The organism is Microbacterium sp. UBA1612, from assembly GCF_002321605.1.
GTDB classification, from domain to species: domain Bacteria; phylum Actinomycetota; class Actinomycetes; order Actinomycetales; family Microbacteriaceae; genus Microbacterium; species Microbacterium luteum.
Window position 1 is genome coordinate 1 of sequence record NZ_DCMW01000021.1, and the last position, 15618, is coordinate 15618.

Below are 15618 nucleotides of genomic sequence, written 5' to 3' on the forward strand. Positions count from 1 at the left end.
TCTTCGGCCTCCGCAAGACTACGGGACGCGACCCACGCGCGCAAACCGGAGTCGACGATGGATGCCCGCCCGCCCCGGTGCGCCTAGCTGCGGCGCCGCTTCAGCTCACGACCGAGGCGCGGGGTGTGCGGTTTCACGGGCGGACGCGCGGCCGTCGCCTCGTCGCGCTCCGCGGCGCGCTGGATCGCCCGCCCCGTTCGCGCGAGGCTCTGCTGGGGCCGGAGCACCGTCGCGTCGTCCCCACCCGGCACCGGCGAGTGATCGTCGGAGCCGTCGGCATCGGGGCGGCCGGTGCGGCGCGTCGGGCTCAGCCGTTTCGGCAGCAGCAGCGCGATCGCGATCGCCGCGAGCAGCAGCACCACGGCGCCTGCCGCGATCGGAACCCCCGTGCCGGTCGCCTCCGGCGCCGCCTCCTCGGCGGGCGGCACGATCGCCACGACGTCAAGCGGAGCGGGGCTCTCCAGCCCGGAGCGTCCGGGCACCAGCGGCGTCAGGGTGTCGCCTTCCAGCGCGAACCAGGCGTCGGCGCCCTCGTCGTGCACGAGCGAGGCCTTGGCGGGCACCTCCGAGAGCGCGGTCGCGAGCTCCGGATCGGGGACGAAGGCCGCGAGTTCGGGGAGCACCGTCTCCGGCTGAATCCACACGGTGGCCAGCCCCACCGGCTCCTCGTCGACGAGCACCGGGACGATCCATTCGTTCAGCAGGCGCACGACGTCCTCGGTATCGACCCCGGCGAGGTAGTCGTCGGTCCACGCGAACACGCGAACGATCTCGCCCGTCTCCGTCTCGTCGGTGAAGTCGGTGCCGCGCTCGCCGCTCGCGTCCAAGCCGTACACATCGCGCAGGTCGGCCAGCAGGTCACCCTCGGTGATGTACTCCTCGACCTCGTCGGGCACCGATCCGAGACTCCCCGCCGTGCCGGGCGCCGCCGTGGCCGCCACCGGGCCTGCCGTGAGCGTCGCCGCCAGCAGTGCGGCCCCGACCGCCAGGCGGCGCGCCGCCATCGCGGTCGCGGGAGGGAAGGCGCGCATGTCAGTCCTTGGTTCCGGGTCGTCGGGCTGAATCTGACGTTACCTCCCCCTCGGCGCGCGGCGTGCGACGCTCGCGGCGCGCCGGACGGGGGTCACAATGGGGTGGTGTCCGCTTCGCATCCCGTCCTGTCGCTCTGGGACGAGCCTGCGCCGCACCACCGCGACCGTGTCGTCACCGATGGGCGGGACCGCGTGGCCTGGTTCCGCGCCCGCTCGCGCGGGGTGACCGCGAGCGATGCGGCCCGCCTCGGCAGCCGTCGTGCGATCGCGGCACTCGCCCGCGAGAAGACCTCCGGATCGGGATTCCGCGGCAACGCCTATACCGAGCACGGGCGCCGCCGCGAGCCCGAGATCGCCGCCTGGGCGTCGCGGGTCTACCAGATGACGGCGAGTGCCTCGCTGTTCCATGCAGCCGGCAATCCGCTGCATCTCGCGACGCCGGACGGCCTGCGCGAGCGCGACGGACGCGTTGAGCTGTGCGAGATCAAGACGACCAGCAGCGCCTGGACGACGATTCCGCGCTCGTACCTGCGCCAGGTCTGGTGGCAGCAGTACGTGCTCGGAGCCGAGCGCACTCTCGTCGTGTGGGAGCAGCACCGCGACTTCGTACCGGTCGGCCGTGAGCCGCAGTGCCGGTGGGTCGACCGCGACGAGACGCAGATCCGCTCACTCGTCGAGCTCGCCGACGAGCTGCTTGACGCGCTCCGCGCCTGACGTCGCGAGCCCCCGGCGCGAGATCCACACGGCGCCCGCGCCGGTCACCGCGATGATGACCGCGATCATCACCACATAGAAGGCGACGGAGAAGTAGCCGTTCGCCGACACGGTCGGGTTGAGGAACGGGTACGGGTACCACGGCTCGCCGGTGCGGCTGTCGATCGCGAACGGCCCGCGCAGCAGGGTGTAGGCGGCCCAGACGATCGGGAACACGACGATCGTGCGCACCGTCGACCACGGCAGCGGGGCGCGCCCCGGCGCGAACAGCCAGTCGAGCACGAGGTAGAGCGGGCCGACCACGTGCAGGATCTCGTTCGACCAGCCGAGCGTGCTGCCCTGCGGCAGTTCGACCCCGCGCAGCAGCAGGTTGTAGACGATCCCGGTGACCGCCATGTAGGTGACGACCGAGACGCGCACCAGCGCGAACCAGCGCGGATCCTCCCCGCGGCCCACCAGCAGCAGCACCGCGCCGATACCGAGCACGACGACGCTGAGCACGTTCGACTCGATCGTGAAGAAGCTGAAGAAGCCGAGCAGCAGGAACGGAATGTCGGCGGCCGGATCCTGAGTCCAGAAGTCAATCGACGTGACCAGCTGGCCGATGATCGCCGCCGCGATCGCCGCCGCAACGATCGCTCGGATGACGGTGAATGCGATTCGCATCGGTGCGTTCCTCCCCGGCGCGACCCCCGCGCTCGCGTCGAGCGTAGCGCCGCGCGCCCGCGACGAACATTTCCGACACCGTGACATGTCCGAAACATCACGGAATCATCAACAAACTTGACTGTTCTCTACCATGCACGACACAAAGCCTTCAACGATGCGCGCGATGACGATGTCCCAGTCGGGGGACGCGGGCGTGCTCGAACTCACCGAACTCGCACGACCCATCCGAACGAACGCTGAAGTTCTGGTCCGGGTGGTCGCCGCCGGTGTCAACCCGATCGACGTGAAGACGCGCGCCGGTCGCGGCGGATTCCCGGCAATCCAGAGCTTCCCGGTCGTGCTCGGCAACGACTTCAGCGGCGTCGTCGTCGAGGCGCCCTACGAGGCGCATCCGCTGCAGCCCGGCACCGAGGTGTACGGCATGACGACCGTGCCGCGCGTGCAGGGCGCGTACGCGGAGTACCTCAGCGTCAGCGAGCTCAGCCTGGTGCGGAAGCCCGCGACGCTCTCGCACGTCGAGGCCGCGGCGGTGCCGCTGGCCGCCCTCACCGCCTGGGGCATGGTCGTCGAGACCGCTCGTGCGCACGAGGGCCAGCGCATGCTGATCCATGCGGGCGCCGGCGGCGTCGGGCACTTCGCCGTGCAGTTCGCCTCCTACTTCGGAGCTCACGTCATCGCGACCGGCTCGGCCCAGAACGCGGACTGGCTGCGCAGTCTCGGCGCCGCCGAGGTGATCGACTACACCGCGGTGCGCTTCGAGGAGGAGCTCGCCCCCGTGGATGCGGTCATCGATCTGATCGGCAACGTCAGCGACGACACCGCAACCCGCTCGCTGAAGGTGCTGCGGCCCGGCGGCATCATCGTCAACGCTCCGACCGGAAGCTGGCCGACCCTCGCCGAGGACTGCGAGGCGGCCGGTGTGCGCGGCACCGGTTATCGCGTCTCGCCGAACGGCGCCACGCTCGCCGTGATCTCGCGACTGCTCGATTCGGGCGACGTGCGCGTCGCGGTCGAGCAGGTGTTCGACCTGGCGGAGGCCCCCGCGGCGCACCGTCAGATCGAGTCCGGACACACGCGCGGCAAGATCGTGCTGCACGTCGCCGAGAACTGACGGCCGCGCATTACAGTTCAGGCATGACACGCCACAGGCCGACGGTGTTCGACCGCACCACCTGGCCGGACTCGCTGCTCGACTCGGCGCTGGCCCCCTCCCGCCCGGCTGTGCCGTGGATCGAGGATCTCGGCGCGCGCGCCGAGCGGCCCCGACTGCGCAGCGCCATGCGGACCGACCTCGTCATCGTCGGCGGCGGACTCACCGGGCTGTGGACCGCGGTGCGCGCCAAGCGGCGCGACCCGGGGCGCCGTGTCGTGCTGCTGGAGGCGAAGCGGATCGGCTGGGCTGCGTCCGGTCGCAACGGCGGCTTCTGCGATGCGAGCCTCACCCACGGGGCCGAGAACGGGCGCTCGCGCTGGCCGGAGGAGTTCGAGACCCTCGAACGGCTCGGCCTCGAGAACCTCGCCGGCTTCGAGCGCGACCTGGAGGAGCTGACCGTCGACGCCGAGTTCGAGCGCGTCGGCGGGCTCGACGTGGCGACCGAGGAGCACCAGCTCGAGTGGCTCGACGACATGGCGAACGAGCCCGGACGCCACCGGGTGACGGCGCTCGGCGCGCGGGCGCTCGTCGACTCGCCCACCTACCTCGGCGGCGTCGTGACGAGCGGCGACTCGCTCGCCCTCGTGCACCCCGGGAAGCTGTCAGAGGGCCTCGCTCGCGCCGCGGAAGAGCTCGGCGTCGAGATCTTCGAGCACAGCCCCGCGACGGGGCTGGATGCCGACGGCGACCGGATGGTCGTGCGAACCGCGCAGGGCAGCGTCACCGCCGAGCGAGTGGCGCTGGCCACCAACGCATTCCCCAGCCTGCTCGTGCGCGACCGGCTGATGACCGTCCCGGTCTACGACTACGTGCTGATGACGGAGCCGCTCACGGCCGCGCAGCGCGAGTCGATCGGCTGGCTGGGCCGACAGGGGCTCGGCGATGTCGCCAACCAGTTCCACTACTACCGGCTCACCCGCGACAACCGCATCCTGTTCGGCGGATACGACGCCGTCTACTTCGCCGGCGGCCGGATCCGCGAATCCTATGAAGACCGCCCCGCGAGCTTCCGCAAGCTCGCCAGCCACTTCTTCACCACCTTCCCGCAGCTGGAGGAGGTGCGGTTCGCGCACCGCTGGGCCGGGCCGATCGACACCTCCACGCGCTTCTGCGCCTACGTGCGACTCGCGCGCGCCGGACGCGTCGCCGCGGCGCTCGGCTTCACCGGCCTCGGGGTCGGCGCGAGCCGCTTCGCCGCCGAGGTCATGCTCGACCGGCTCGACGGGCTCCAGACGGAACGCACCGAGACGCGCATGATGCGCGAGCTGCCGCCGCCGTTCCCGCCGGAGCCGATCGCGAGCATGGGCATCCAGGCGACCCGCTGGTCGCTGGACCAGGCCGACCATCACGGCGGCCGCCGCAACCTGCTGCTGCGCACGCTCGACGCGCTCGGCCTCGGATTCGACTCGTGAGCGCGCCCGTGCCGGAGCTCCCGGCGGGAGTCGCGCTCGACCTGGCGGCGCTGCCGCTCGAGTTCGAGCCCGTTCCGGCGGCGCAGCGCACCGCGGGCGAGCCGGAGACCGGCTACGCGGTGCTCGGCACGCTCGGCGAGGCGGAGCTCGGCGTGTGGGAGATGACCACCGGCGGGATGCGCGACGTCGAAGTCGATGAGGTGTTCGTCGTCCTCGACGGACGGGCCACGGTCGCGTTCGAGGACGGGCGGCCGAGCGTCGAGCTCGCCCCGGGCGTGCTCGTGCAGCTCACCGCGGGCGACCGCACCGTGTGGACGGTGCGGCAGCGCATCCGCAAGCTCGTGGTCAGCTGAGCTCGAGCTCCATCACGAAGTCGCTCTCGTCGCGGTCGCCGACCCGGAACCGCTTGGCGCCGACGACCGCGAAGCCGTGCCTGCCGTAGAAGCGCTGCGCCCGGGCGTTCTCCTGGTTGACGCCGAGCCACACCGATCTCACCATCAGCTCGGCGGCCGCCGCGAGGCTCGCGCGCATCAGCTCGGCAGCGATGCCGCCGCCGTGAGCGTCGGGATGCACGTAGCACTTGGACAGCTCGATCGTCGGCCGGGTCGCGACCGCCGCCGCCACGTCGGCGTCACTCGGCTCTCCCGCCACGAGCATCGTGTAGCCGAGCAGCGGACCGTCGGATTCGGCGACGAACAGCCGCCGCTCCGGATCGGCGAGGTAGCCGTCGAAGCTCGTGCGGCTGAGGTGCTGCGCGATGAAGGCCCGCTTCGAGGCCTCGGTGGTGTGCGGCGGGCACGCGAGCGGGAAGGTGATGGCGGCGAGCACCGCGAGAGCATTCGCGTCACTCGCGCGGGCGGGACGAACCGTGACGGTCATCGGATCCTCTCCGGGAATGCACGGAAGGGGCCCGCGAGTGCGGACCCCTTCCGGTGGTGCGTTTGCTGTGGTGCGGGTGACAACAGGTCGTGTCGCCCGACGAGCGAGCTAGAGCGCGCTGACGTCGAGCGGAACCCCGGGACCGAAGGTCGTCGAGAGCGACGCCTTCTGGATGTAGCGGCCCTTCGACGAGCTCGGCTTGATCCGCTGGATCTCCTCGAGCGCGGCGTGGAAGTTGGCCGCGAGCTGCTCGGTCGTGAACGCCGCCTTGCCGATCACGAAGTGCACGTTGGAGTGCTTGTCGACGCGGAACTCGATCTTTCCGCCCTTGATCTCCGAGACGGCCTTGGCCGTGTCGGGGGTCACGGTGCCGGTCTTCGGGTTCGGCATCAGACCACGCGGACCGAGCACCTTGCCGAGACGACCGACCTGACCCATGAGCTCGGGGGTCGAGACCGCGGAGTCGAAGCTGGTGTAGCCAGCGGCGACCTTCTCGATGAGCTCGGCACCGCCGACCTCGTCGGCGCCCGCGGCGATCGCCGCTTCGGCGGCCGCGCCGGTCGCGAACACGATGACGCGCGCGGTCTTGCCCGTGCCGTGCGGCAGGATGACCGTGCCGCGGACCATCTGGTCCGCCTTGCGCGGGTCGACGCCGAGCTTCATCGCGACCTCGACGGTCGAGTTGAACTTGGCGGAACCGGTCTCGCGGACGACGGCGACAGCCTCGTCGGGACCGTAGAACTTGCCGGGCTCGAGCTTGTCGAGGGCGGCGCGGTAGGCCTTGGAATTCTTCGCCATGATTACGCCTCCACCGTGATTCCCATCGAACGGGCGGTGCCCGCGATGATCTTCATGGCCGCCTCGACGTCGTTCGCGTTGAGGTCAGCCTGCTTCTGCTCGGCGATCGCGCGAACCTGGTCCTTGGTGAGCTTCGCCACCTTGACGGTGTGCGGCGTGCCGGAGCCCTTCGCGACGCCGGCAGCCTTCTTGATGAGCTCCGCGGCGGGCGGGGTCTTGAGGATGAACGTGAACGAGCGGTCCTCGTACACGGTGATCTCAACCGGGATGACGTTGCCACGCTGCGACTCGGTCGCCGCGTTGTAGGCCTTGCAGAACTCCATGATGTTCACGCCGTGCTGACCCAGCGCGGGGCCGATGGGCGGCGCGGGGTTCGCGGCGCCGGCGTTGATCTGGAGCTTGATCAGGCCGGTCACCTTCTTCTTCGGTGCCATTGCTCTTCTTTCTGTCGAGCGTCCGACGGACGCGCTCCCGCCACGCCAGCGAACCTGGAGTGGGGTGAGGGATTGATGGCGTGCGTCGAGGACGACACAGCCGACAGGTCAGCATACCGGAATCCGGCGGGCGCCGCGAGGCGCGAGCACTACTCGGTCGGGCCGCTGACGGAGCTCTCGGCCAGCACGTCCGGGCCGCTCGCCACGTGACGACGCACCAGGCGGGACTCGGCCACCAGCAGCGCGACGACGAGTGCGGCGCCGGCGATCACCAGCGCGATCACGAGGGGCAGCTGCTCGGCAACGGGGGCCAGCACGCCGCCATCCTCCGTCTGCCACGGCCACAGCGCGCGCAGCGAGCCGAGCATCAGGCCCGTCATGACGGCGAGCGTCACCCGGCGCCGGCGCTCCAGCAGCCACTGCAGCAGCGGCACGAAGCTCCCCAGCCCGAGGACGGCACCCAGCGCGAAGACGCCGAGGTAGACGAGGTCGCGGTCATTGACAGCGGCCAGCGTCGGAGCGTAGAGCCCCATCGCGAGCAGCAGGAAGGAACCGGAGACGCCCGGAAGCACGAGCGCGCACACGGCGATCGCGGCGGCGACCGCCACGATCCAGAGTTGCGGCTGCGCCTCCCCCGCGGCCGGAAGACCGGTCAGCACGAAGGCGAGGACCGTCGCGAGGGCCCCGAGAAGAACCTCGCGCGCACCCCAGCGTCCGACCATGCGGATCGGCACGATGAGCGAGGCGAGGATGAGGCCGACGAACACGGCACGCGTCTCGACCGGGAACGACTCGATCGCGGGAGCCAGCAGCGCGGAGGCCACCAGCACCGCCGTCGCCATGCCGGCGAGGACCGGAAGGATGACGCGCCAGCTGACGTCGGCGAAGTGACCGCGTGCGCGCGCGAGTCCACGACCCGAGGGCACGTCGATGACGGCGGACAGCGTTCCCCGAACCACGGCCGCGGCCGAGCCGATCAGCCGGTCGTAGACGCCCACGATGAGCGCGATCGTGCCGCCGCTGACGCCCGGAACGACTTCCGCCGTTCCGATGAGCGCCCCGCGCACGACGTCGATGCCGACGCCCGCGAGCGAGGTCACGCGACTCAGAGCTTCGTCACCTGGTCGAAGCTGAGCTCGACCGGCGTCTCGCGCTCGAACAGCGACACGAGCACCGTGAGCTTGCCGCTCTCGGGCTTGATCTCGCTGATCGTGCCGGGAAGACCCGCGAACGAGCCCTCCTTGATCGTGATCGTCTCGCCGATCTCGAAGTCGACCTCGGCGGGGATGACGCGCGCGGCGGGCTGACCGCCCTTGGCGGCGGTGCCCGGCTTGGTCGGAGCCTCGACGACCTGGACCAGGCTCTTCAGCATGTTGAAGGCCTCCTCGAAGCGCAGCGGCGTCGGGTTGTGGCTGTTGCCGACGAAGCCGGTGACCCCGGGGGTGTGACGCACGACGGACCAGCTGTCCTCGTTGAGGAACATGCGCACGAGCACGTAGCCCGGGATGCGCACGCGAGTCACGAGCTTGCGCTGCCCGTTCTTGATCTCGACGACGTCCTCCATCGGCACCTGGACCTCGAAGACGAAGTCCTCCATGCCCATCGACTGACGGCGCGACTCGATGTTCTGCTTGACGCGCTTCTCGAAGCCCGCGTAGGAGTGGATGACGTACCACTTGCCCGGCTTAGAGCGGAGCTCGGCGCGGAACTCCTCGTAGGGGTCGACCTCGGTCTCCTCCTCGGCCTCGGCGTCGTCGGTGGCCTCGTCATCGGTCGCCTCGACGGCGGCGTCGGCCTCGTCGGCGGAGTCGATGTCGAGCGCGTCGTCCACGACGGCGTCAGCCTCGGGATCGGCGGCCGCGTCGAGCGCGTCAAGGAGGCTCTCGAGGTCGGACTCGACGTCCTCATCCTCGACGACATGGATCGCCGTGTGTTCGGCGGCGTCGACGGAGTGCTCCTCGTGCTCGAGAACGTTGCCCTCCTGGGCCTCGTCCTCCTCGGACGACTGCTCGGCGGCCGTCGCGAGATCGATGTCGCGGCGCTCTTCTTGGCTCACGGTGCTTCTTTCCTTGAAATTAGGTCGAGACGACAGATCAGCCGAAGTAGCTGCCGTCGCCGAACACCCAGGACACGAGCCAGCCGAAGCCGTAGTCGAGTCCATAGATGATCCCCATCATGATGACGACGAACACCAGAACGACTCCGGTGAAGCTGATCAACTCGCGGCGCGTCGGGGTGACGACCTTCTTGAGTTCGTTGATGACCTGACGGATGAAGAGTGCGACGCGCGCAAACGGCCCTCGCCGTTCGGCGCGATCCCGCTTGGCACTCGCGACGAGGTCCTCACTCGGATCGTCGACCACCTTGCGTGCCACTTTTCTCCACCTTTCGGCCGCTGAATCCCGGGGAAGACCCGAGATCTCGCAGGGCGGACAGGAATCGAACCTGCAACCTGCGGTTTTGGAGACCGCTGCTCTGCCAATTGAGCTACCGCCCTACAGTGCCGGGAATCACCGCCCGTCGCGACCGTTCCCGGGCATGACGAAGCTTGGCGATTTCCACCACCGCGACCAGTGTACGGCATCCCGACAGAGCGTCCCGTGGGCGGCGCTGAATGCTCCGAGAACCGTCCGAAAAAAATCCTGCGAAGTGGCGTCATGGCGGGTGGACTGGTCTGTCTCTTCCCGTAACGGCGGAGCCACCAACTCCGCCGACCACAACGCAACACCGCACCGGGCGAAACGAAGCTGAGATCAGGCAGAGGTCGTTCGCCCAATGAAGACCCCCGGGGGAGGCGCGACCTCCCCAGGGGGCCTTCGTTGGCGACTCCCGCCGCGATTGATGCTTCCGCGTCCGCACTTTTGGATCAGGAAGGCAGACATCGTGTTCACCACACATCACTCGCGCACCCCCCGCGCGATCGCGGGGGTCGGAGTCCTTGCGCTCGCGGGAGCGCTCTTCGCGGCCGCGCCGGCGGCGCATGCCGCGACATCCGCGTCGCTCGAAAGCCATGAGGACGCGAGCTTCGCCGAAGGCCGGTTCCTCACGGGAACCGTTGCAGGGACCTCCCTGGACGCACTCGTCAGCGTCGACGTCGCGCAAGCGTTCAACGACGGAACCGAGTCGACGCAACGTGAGATCCATCCGTTCTCCGTGACGGCGCTGAGCGCCGTCACCATCGGCACCGGAAGCCCCATCACCATCCCTCTCACCGACGCGATCGACATCGGCGCCGTCTCGCAGTTCGCCACCGCTGATCCGGCGGCAGCGGTCGGCGCTTCGGGTGCCATCACCAGCGATGGAGGACTCGGGCTCGGCTCGGACGCGTCCATTCCCGACGGATCTGCCACCATCGACCTTCAGGCCCTCGTCGGCTCCGCGTTCGCCGACACGATCGCAGATCTCAGCCTCGAGCTGGACGCGATCGCCGCGCGAGCGGAGCGCGACGCCTCCGGCTCTGACGGCGATTACCGCATCGCCGGCGCGACGCTCACGTTCTCGAGCCCTGCGATCGCGCAGCTGACCGACAAGGTGAACCGCTCACTCGACGTCGTCATCGACGAGATCGACAGCCTCACCGGCAGCGACGGCGACCTGCTCGAGCTGGTCTCCGCCCTCGTCGCCGACCTCAACCCCGCACTCAATCTGGTCGGGACGAACGCGAACGTCTCGGCGACGATCGACGCGAGCCAGCTCCGCAGCGCGGTGTCGGCGATCCTGACCGCCGCGTACGGCGACGGCGGCATCTCCTTCAACCTCGAGACGGGAGCCGTCTCGGTCGATCTGGAGCACTACGTCGGGAGCCTCAACAACCTGCCGGTGAACACTGAGCTGCTCACCGACGCTGTGATCTCGCAGGTCCTTCGCACCATCGCTGACACCGTGGCGGGCCTCGCCGACGACGTCGTCGCGAAGGTGGAGGACGTCATCCGCGACCTCAAGGTTGACGTGCACGCCGACCTCATCGTCAACGTCGCTCAGGCCCCCGTGGTCAAAGAGGTCTGCACGACCGTCGAGCGGGTGATCCAGGTGCCCGTGCTGGGCGGACTCCTCGGCGCCGTCACCGGCACCGTCGACAAGATCGTTCAGGAGCTCGTCTGCCATGACGAGACGACCTTGCTGGATCCCCTCACGACAAGTCTGGTTCTCGACATCTCCGCGACCGTCGACGAGCTCGTGAGCGGGGTGGGCGTCGACGCCGAGATCTCGGCCCAGGTGCTGAGCGTGCCGATCCGCGTCAACGCCAACCTCTTCATCGGCGCGATCGGCGATCTTCTGAGCGAACGTCTGCTCGGCGATGGGGCGATCTCCGACCTCGTCGACGCCCTGAATCTGAATCTGGTGGATCCGGCGCTCGACGCGCTGCTCGACGACTCCTCGTCGGTGCAGGACCTGCTGACCAGCATCGTGTCGATCACCGTGAACGTCCAGGACACCTCGCAGGCCGGCCCCGCCGGGACAGCGCCCGCGGACGACCCGTACTTCACGCAGACGGCAGTTCGCGTCGGGGTGCTCGACGGAGGAGAGCTTGCGACGCTGAATCTCGCCTCGGCGACCGTCGGTCCGAACACCGGCAGCACCGCAGAGCCGGAGTGCCTCACCGACTGCGGCAGCGGAGGAGGAGGCGGCGGCAACGGCGGCGGCGGTGACGGGGGCGGCGGCGACAACCCGGGGTCGGAGGGCCTTCCGGGCACCAGCATCGCCAATCTCGCCCAGACCGGCGTCGGGATCGCGCTCCTCGCGTCGATCATCCTCGGTCTCCTGATCGTCGGCAGCGCGCTGCTGATCGCACACCACCGCCGGACCCACGGCGGTGCGGCGCTCGGCTGATCCAAACGAGCGCCGGGAACCACGGAGCCGGAGTCGCCTGGGGGTAGGAGGCTCCGGCTCCGCTCCCCCCGACGAGGCCCAGCCGAGTAGGCTGGGCCTCGTGCAGCGCGTTTCTCACCGCATCGGATCCATCGCCGAGTCCGCGACCCTCAAGGTCGACGCCAAGGCCAAGCAGCTCAAGGCCGCCGGTCGGCCCGTGATCAGCTTCGCGGCGGGTGAACCGGACTTCCCCACGCCCGAGTACGTCGTCGATGCGGCCGTCGCCGCCGCACGCGACCCCAAGAACCACCGCTACACGCCCGCGGCAGGTCTGCCCGAGCTGCGCGAGGCGATCGCCGCCAAGACGCTGCGCGACTCCTCCCTCGAGGTGGACCCTTCGCAGGTGATCGTCACCAACGGCGGCAAGCAGGCCGTGTACCAGGCCTTCGCCACACTGCTCGATCCGGGCGACGAGGTGCTCCTTCCGGCGCCGTACTGGACCACCTATCCGGAGGCGATCGCCCTGGCCGGCGGTGTGCCGGTCGAGGTGTTCGCGGGAGCCGACCAGAACTACCTGGTGACCGTCGAGCAGCTCGAAGCCGCGCGCACCCCCCGCACCAAGGTGCTGCTGTTCGTCTCGCCGTCGAACCCCACCGGCTCCGTCTACTCGCCCGAGCAGACGGCCGCGATCGGCGCCTGGGCCGAGGAGCACGGGCTCTGGGTGATCAGCGACGAGATCTACCAGAACCTCGTCTACGACGGTGTGCGCGCCGCCTCGATCGCGGAGGCGACGCCCGCGCTCGCCGACCGCACCATCCTCGTCAACGGCGTCGCCAAGACCTACGCGATGACCGGCTGGCGGCTCGGCTGGATGGTCGGACCGAAGGACGCGATCACCGCGGCAGCGAACCTGCAGTCGCACCTCAGCTCGAACGTCTCCAACATCTCCCAGCGCGCCGCGCTCGCCGCCCTCACCGGGCCGCAGGACGCGGTGGACGAGATGCGCCTGGCGTTCGACCGCCGTCGCCGCGCGATCGTCGCCGGGCTCGGCGCGATCGACGGCGTCACCGTTCCGCTCCCGCAGGGCGCCTTCTACGTGTACCCGGATGTCTCGGGCCTGCTCGGCCGCGAATGGGCCGGCGTCACGCCGACCACGAGCCTCGAACTCGCCGACCTGATCCTGGAGAAGGCGGAGGTCGCCGCCGTCCCCGGCGAGGCCTTCGGACCCAGCGGCTACCTGCGCTTCAGCTACGCGCTCGGTGACGCCGACATCGCGGAAGGCGTCGCGCGCCTGCAGGAGCTCTTCGGCTAGACCGCGCATCCACCGATCGGTGGAGGGGAGAACCCACCGGTCCGTCGTTGTCGGCGCTCCCCTGTGCGAGCAGAGTGGAGGCATGACAACGGACACAGTGGTGGAGGTGCGCGATCTCCGCAAGGTGTATCGCGGCGGCGCGGTCGCGCTGCGCGGCCTCGATTTCGACATTCATCGCGGCGAGACCTTCGCGCTGCTCGGCCCGAACGGGGCCGGCAAGAGCACGACCATCGAGATCCTCGAGGGCTACCGCGACCGCACCGGCGGGGAGGCGCGCGTGCTGGGCGTCGACCCGCAGCACGGCGGGCTCGCCTGGAAGGCCCGCCTCGGCATCGTGCTGCAGAGCAGCGGCGAGACGGGCAACGCGACCGTGCGCGAGCAGCTGCGACTGTTCGCCGGAATGTACCCGAACCCGCGCGACGTCGAGCAGGTGATCGCCGCCGTCGGCCTCGAGTCGAAGGCGGACGTGCGGATCAAGAAGCTCTCCGGCGGCCAGCGCCGCCGCGTCGACGTCGCCCTCGGCGTGATCGGGCGCCCCGAGCTGCTGTTCCTGGACGAGCCGACCACCGGCTTCGACCCCGAGGCGCGTCGCCAGTTCTGGGAGCTCATCCGCGACCTGAAGCGCGAGGGCACCACGATCCTGCTCACCACCCACTATCTCGACGAGGCCGCCCAGCTCGGCGACCGGGCCGGAATCGTCGCGGGCGGGCGCCTCGTCGCGCTCGGCCGCATCGACGAGCTCGGTGGCGCGGAGGCGCGGATTCCGATCGTGCGCTGGATGGAGCACGGCCAGGTGCGCGAGGAGCACACCGACCTGCCCGCGGCGCGCGTCGCCGAACTGGTCGCCGCGAACGGCGGCGCTGAGCCGGACCGTCTCGAAGTGATCCGTCCCAGTCTGGAAGACATCTATCTCGGTCTCGTCGGCGAGACCGCGCTGCAGGAAGAGGCCCTCGCATGACCATCGCCACCGCACCGCTTCGCCGGGGACGCACCGTCCCCCTGGGCCTCGCGCGCATCCGCTACGAGATCGCCATGTACTTCCGCCAGGGCGACACCGTCTTCTTCACCTTCCTCTTCCCGCTCGTGATGCTCACGATCTTCTCGGTCGCGTTCAGCGAAGCCAGCTTCGGGCTCGACCCGGACGGCGAGACCGTGACGGCGGCCGCCTATTACCTGCCCGGCATGCTCGCTGCGGGAGTGCTGCTGTCGGGGCTGCAGAACATGTCGATCGACATCGCCATGGAGCGCAGCGACGGCACGCTCAAGCGTCTGGCCGGAACCCCGCTGCCGACGATGAGCTACTTCATCGGCAAGATCGGCCAGGTGCTCGTCACCGGCATCCTGCAGGCGGCACTCCTGATCCTCGTCGCCGGCGTCGCGTTCCAGGTGCCGCTGCCGACGGATGCGGAGAGCTGGGCGACCTTCGCCTGGGTGTTCTTCCTCGGCGTCGCCACCTCGGCGATCCTCGGAATCGGGCTGGCGAGCCTGCCGCGCAGCGGCAAGAGCGCCACCGCCGTGATCATCCCGATCGTGCTGATCCTTCAGTTCATCTCCGGCGTCTACCTGCGCTTCAGCGACCTGCCCGACTGGCTCCAGAACGTCGCGAGCGTGTTTCCGCTGAAGTGGCTGGCTCAGGGCATGCGCGCCGTATTCCTGCCGGAGAACTTCGAGGCCTTCGAACCGGGTGAGAGCTGGAACCTGGTCGGTGTCGCGCTCGCGACGGGCATCTGGCTCGTCCTCGGTCTGGTGCTCGCACGCCTCACGTTCCGCTGGATCCGGAAAGATAGCTGACATGAAGGACCCGCGGTGGTGGGATCTGGCGATCCTCGGAACGAGCGCAGTGCTCGCCGTGATCGTCGCGTTCGCCGCCGCGGGCCCCCGGCAGCTGGCCGGGCTGCTGATCCTCCTCGCGTTCGCGGCCGCCTGGCTCGCGATCGGGCGCCCGGCGTACCGGCGGGAGAACTTCACGCGGATGACGGTCTTCCTCGCCGTCACCGTGCTGGTCACCGGCGGGCTGACCGCCATCCATCCGACGCTCGCGATCAGCCAGTGCATCGCCTACCCGATCGTCTGGGCGCTCGCCCCGTCGACGCGTCGCTCGATCGTCGCCAACCTCGGGATCGCGGTGGCGGTGGGCGCCGGGTTCCTTGCGAGCCTCGGCACGAGCCCCGCTGCGGTGCTGCAGACCGCCGTGACGGTGTCGGTGTCGCTCGCCTTCAGCCTCGCCCTCGGACTCTGGATCACCCGAATCGCGCGCTTCGGCGAGGAGAAGGCGCGCCTGCTCGAACAGCTCACCGATGCTCAGCGCGAGCTGGAGGTGCTGCACCGCGATCACGGCGCCACCGCGGAGCGCGAGCGCTTCGCTCGCGAGCTGCACGACACGATCGCGCAGAGCCTCACCGGCATC

General features: G+C 69.8%; 17 protein-coding genes and 1 tRNA gene. 9 read left to right on the forward strand and 9 right to left on the reverse strand.

Translation table 11 applies throughout. From position 1 onward, the window contains the following. Positions 1-83: 83 nt before the first annotated feature. Positions 84-1031 (reverse strand): hypothetical protein, encoded by a 948-nt coding sequence (locus B3S45_RS09265; RefSeq protein ID WP_286719992.1) that lies wholly within the window; start codon positions 1029-1031, stop codon positions 84-86. A 105-nt stretch (positions 1032-1136) separates the two neighbouring features. Between B3S45_RS09265 and B3S45_RS09270 the strand changes: the two genes are divergently transcribed. Next, a complete protein-coding gene (locus tag B3S45_RS09270) occupies positions 1137-1745 on the forward strand; it encodes a YqaJ viral recombinase family protein (RefSeq protein WP_286719994.1) in 609 nt (202 codons plus the stop codon). On the opposite strand, the gene B3S45_RS09275 is transcribed toward B3S45_RS09270, so the two are convergent. Then, on the reverse strand, positions 1698-2411 hold the full coding sequence (locus tag B3S45_RS09275) for a Pr6Pr family membrane protein (protein ID WP_286719997.1): 714 nt from the start codon (positions 2409-2411) through the stop codon (positions 1698-1700). The two genes, B3S45_RS09270 and B3S45_RS09275, sit on opposite strands and share 48 nt — an antisense overlap. Positions 2412-2544: 133 nt before the next feature. On the opposite strand from B3S45_RS09275, the gene B3S45_RS09280 reads away from it, so the two are divergent. From B3S45_RS09280 to B3S45_RS09290, 3 genes are read left to right on the forward strand one after another with little or no spacing between them, the layout of a single operon-like run. After that, the gene (locus B3S45_RS09280) at positions 2545-3525 is read left to right on the forward strand and encodes an NADP-dependent oxidoreductase (protein WP_414683084.1); all 981 of its coding nucleotides are present in this window, start codon (positions 2545-2547) and stop codon (positions 3523-3525) included. Between the two features lie 23 nt (positions 3526-3548). Next, positions 3549-4979 carry an NAD(P)/FAD-dependent oxidoreductase gene (locus B3S45_RS09285; protein WP_286720003.1) on the forward strand — a complete coding sequence of 477 codons (1431 nt, stop codon included), beginning with the start codon at positions 3549-3551 and terminating at the stop codon, positions 4977-4979. After that, positions 4976-5332 (forward strand): cupin domain-containing protein, encoded by a 357-nt coding sequence (locus tag B3S45_RS09290; RefSeq protein WP_286720006.1) that lies wholly within the window; start codon positions 4976-4978, stop codon positions 5330-5332. The genes B3S45_RS09285 and B3S45_RS09290 overlap by 4 nt, the downstream gene beginning before the upstream one ends. On the opposite strand, the gene B3S45_RS09295 is transcribed toward B3S45_RS09290, so the two are convergent. The 7 genes from B3S45_RS09295 to B3S45_RS09325 all read right to left on the reverse strand — a co-directional run bounded on the left by B3S45_RS09295 (position 5325) and on the right by B3S45_RS09325 (position 9587). Next, entirely contained in the window at positions 5325-5858 is a 534-nt protein-coding gene (locus B3S45_RS09295; protein WP_286720009.1) for a GNAT family N-acetyltransferase, read from the reverse strand. The genes B3S45_RS09290 and B3S45_RS09295 overlap by 8 nt on opposite strands. 108 nt (positions 5859-5966) lie before the next feature. Continuing rightward, the gene (rplA, locus tag B3S45_RS09300; RefSeq protein ID WP_286720011.1) at positions 5967-6656 is read right to left on the reverse strand and encodes a 50S ribosomal protein L1; all 690 of its coding nucleotides are present in this window, start codon (positions 6654-6656) and stop codon (positions 5967-5969) included. Positions 6657-6658: 2 nt separating this feature from the next. Beyond that, positions 6659-7090, reverse strand: coding sequence for a 50S ribosomal protein L11 (gene rplK, locus B3S45_RS09305; RefSeq protein ID WP_286720013.1), 432 nt, complete (start codon positions 7088-7090; stop codon positions 6659-6661). Between the two features lie 149 nt (positions 7091-7239). After that, complete coding sequence (locus tag B3S45_RS09310; RefSeq protein ID WP_286720015.1) at positions 7240-8190, reverse strand: DUF368 domain-containing protein; 951 nt, start codon at positions 8188-8190, stop codon at positions 7240-7242. Positions 8191-8195: 5 nt separating this feature from the next. Continuing rightward, the gene (gene nusG, locus B3S45_RS09315; RefSeq protein ID WP_286720017.1) at positions 8196-9146 is read right to left on the reverse strand and encodes a transcription termination/antitermination protein NusG; all 951 of its coding nucleotides are present in this window, start codon (positions 9144-9146) and stop codon (positions 8196-8198) included. A gap of 37 nt (positions 9147-9183) precedes the next feature. Then, positions 9184-9465 (reverse strand): preprotein translocase subunit SecE, encoded by a 282-nt coding sequence (gene secE / locus B3S45_RS09320; RefSeq protein ID WP_286720020.1) that lies wholly within the window; start codon positions 9463-9465, stop codon positions 9184-9186. A gap of 49 nt (positions 9466-9514) precedes the next feature. Then, positions 9515-9587 (reverse strand) — tRNA-Trp (locus B3S45_RS09325). A gap of 386 nt (positions 9588-9973) precedes the next feature. Here B3S45_RS09325 and B3S45_RS09330 point away from each other — a divergent pair. The 5 genes from B3S45_RS09330 to B3S45_RS09350 form a co-directional block, all read left to right on the forward strand. Then, complete coding sequence (locus B3S45_RS09330; protein WP_286720021.1) at positions 9974-11920, forward strand: choice-of-anchor G family protein; 1947 nt, start codon at positions 9974-9976, stop codon at positions 11918-11920. A 100-nt stretch (positions 11921-12020) separates the two neighbouring features. Continuing rightward, positions 12021-13211, forward strand: a complete 1191-nt coding sequence (locus tag B3S45_RS09335) for a pyridoxal phosphate-dependent aminotransferase (RefSeq protein ID WP_414683085.1) — start codon at positions 12021-12023, stop codon at positions 13209-13211. A gap of 82 nt (positions 13212-13293) precedes the next feature. After that, positions 13294-14169, forward strand: a complete 876-nt coding sequence (locus B3S45_RS09340) for an ABC transporter ATP-binding protein (RefSeq protein ID WP_286720023.1) — start codon at positions 13294-13296, stop codon at positions 14167-14169. After that, a complete protein-coding gene (locus tag B3S45_RS09345) occupies positions 14166-15002 on the forward strand; it encodes an ABC transporter permease (RefSeq protein ID WP_286720024.1) in 837 nt (278 codons plus the stop codon). Before B3S45_RS09340 ends, B3S45_RS09345 begins: the two co-directional genes overlap by 4 nt. 1 nt (position 15003) lies before the next feature. Then, positions 15004-15618: histidine kinase (locus B3S45_RS09350; protein WP_286720026.1), on the forward strand; the 615-nt coding region annotated here is incomplete at its 3' end.

What these genes read in the sequence shown, in the direction of transcription:
- rplA (WP_286720011.1), bottom strand. Translation starts at nt 6,656, where the DNA reads ATGGCGAAGAATTCCAAGGCCTACCGCGCCGCCCTCGACAAGCTCGAG.
- B3S45_RS09340 (WP_286720023.1), top strand. Translation starts at nt 13,294, where the DNA reads ATGACAACGGACACAGTGGTGGAGGTGCGCGATCTCCGCAAGGTGTAT.
- B3S45_RS09345 (WP_286720024.1), top strand. Translation starts at nt 14,166, where the DNA reads ATGACCATCGCCACCGCACCGCTTCGCCGGGGACGCACCGTCCCCCTG.
- B3S45_RS09285 (WP_286720003.1), top strand. Translation starts at nt 3,549, where the DNA reads ATGACACGCCACAGGCCGACGGTGTTCGACCGCACCACCTGGCCGGAC.
- B3S45_RS09265 (WP_286719992.1), bottom strand. Translation starts at nt 1,031, where the DNA reads ATGCGCGCCTTCCCTCCCGCGACCGCGATGGCGGCGCGCCGCCTGGCG.
- rplK (WP_286720013.1), bottom strand. Translation starts at nt 7,090, where the DNA reads ATGGCACCGAAGAAGAAGGTGACCGGCCTGATCAAGCTCCAGATCAAC.
- B3S45_RS09280 (WP_414683084.1), top strand. Translation starts at nt 2,545, where the DNA reads ATGCACGACACAAAGCCTTCAACGATGCGCGCGATGACGATGTCCCAG.
- B3S45_RS09295 (WP_286720009.1), bottom strand. Translation starts at nt 5,858, where the DNA reads ATGACCGTCACGGTTCGTCCCGCCCGCGCGAGTGACGCGAATGCTCTC.
- B3S45_RS09275 (WP_286719997.1), bottom strand. Translation starts at nt 2,411, where the DNA reads ATGCGAATCGCATTCACCGTCATCCGAGCGATCGTTGCGGCGGCGATC.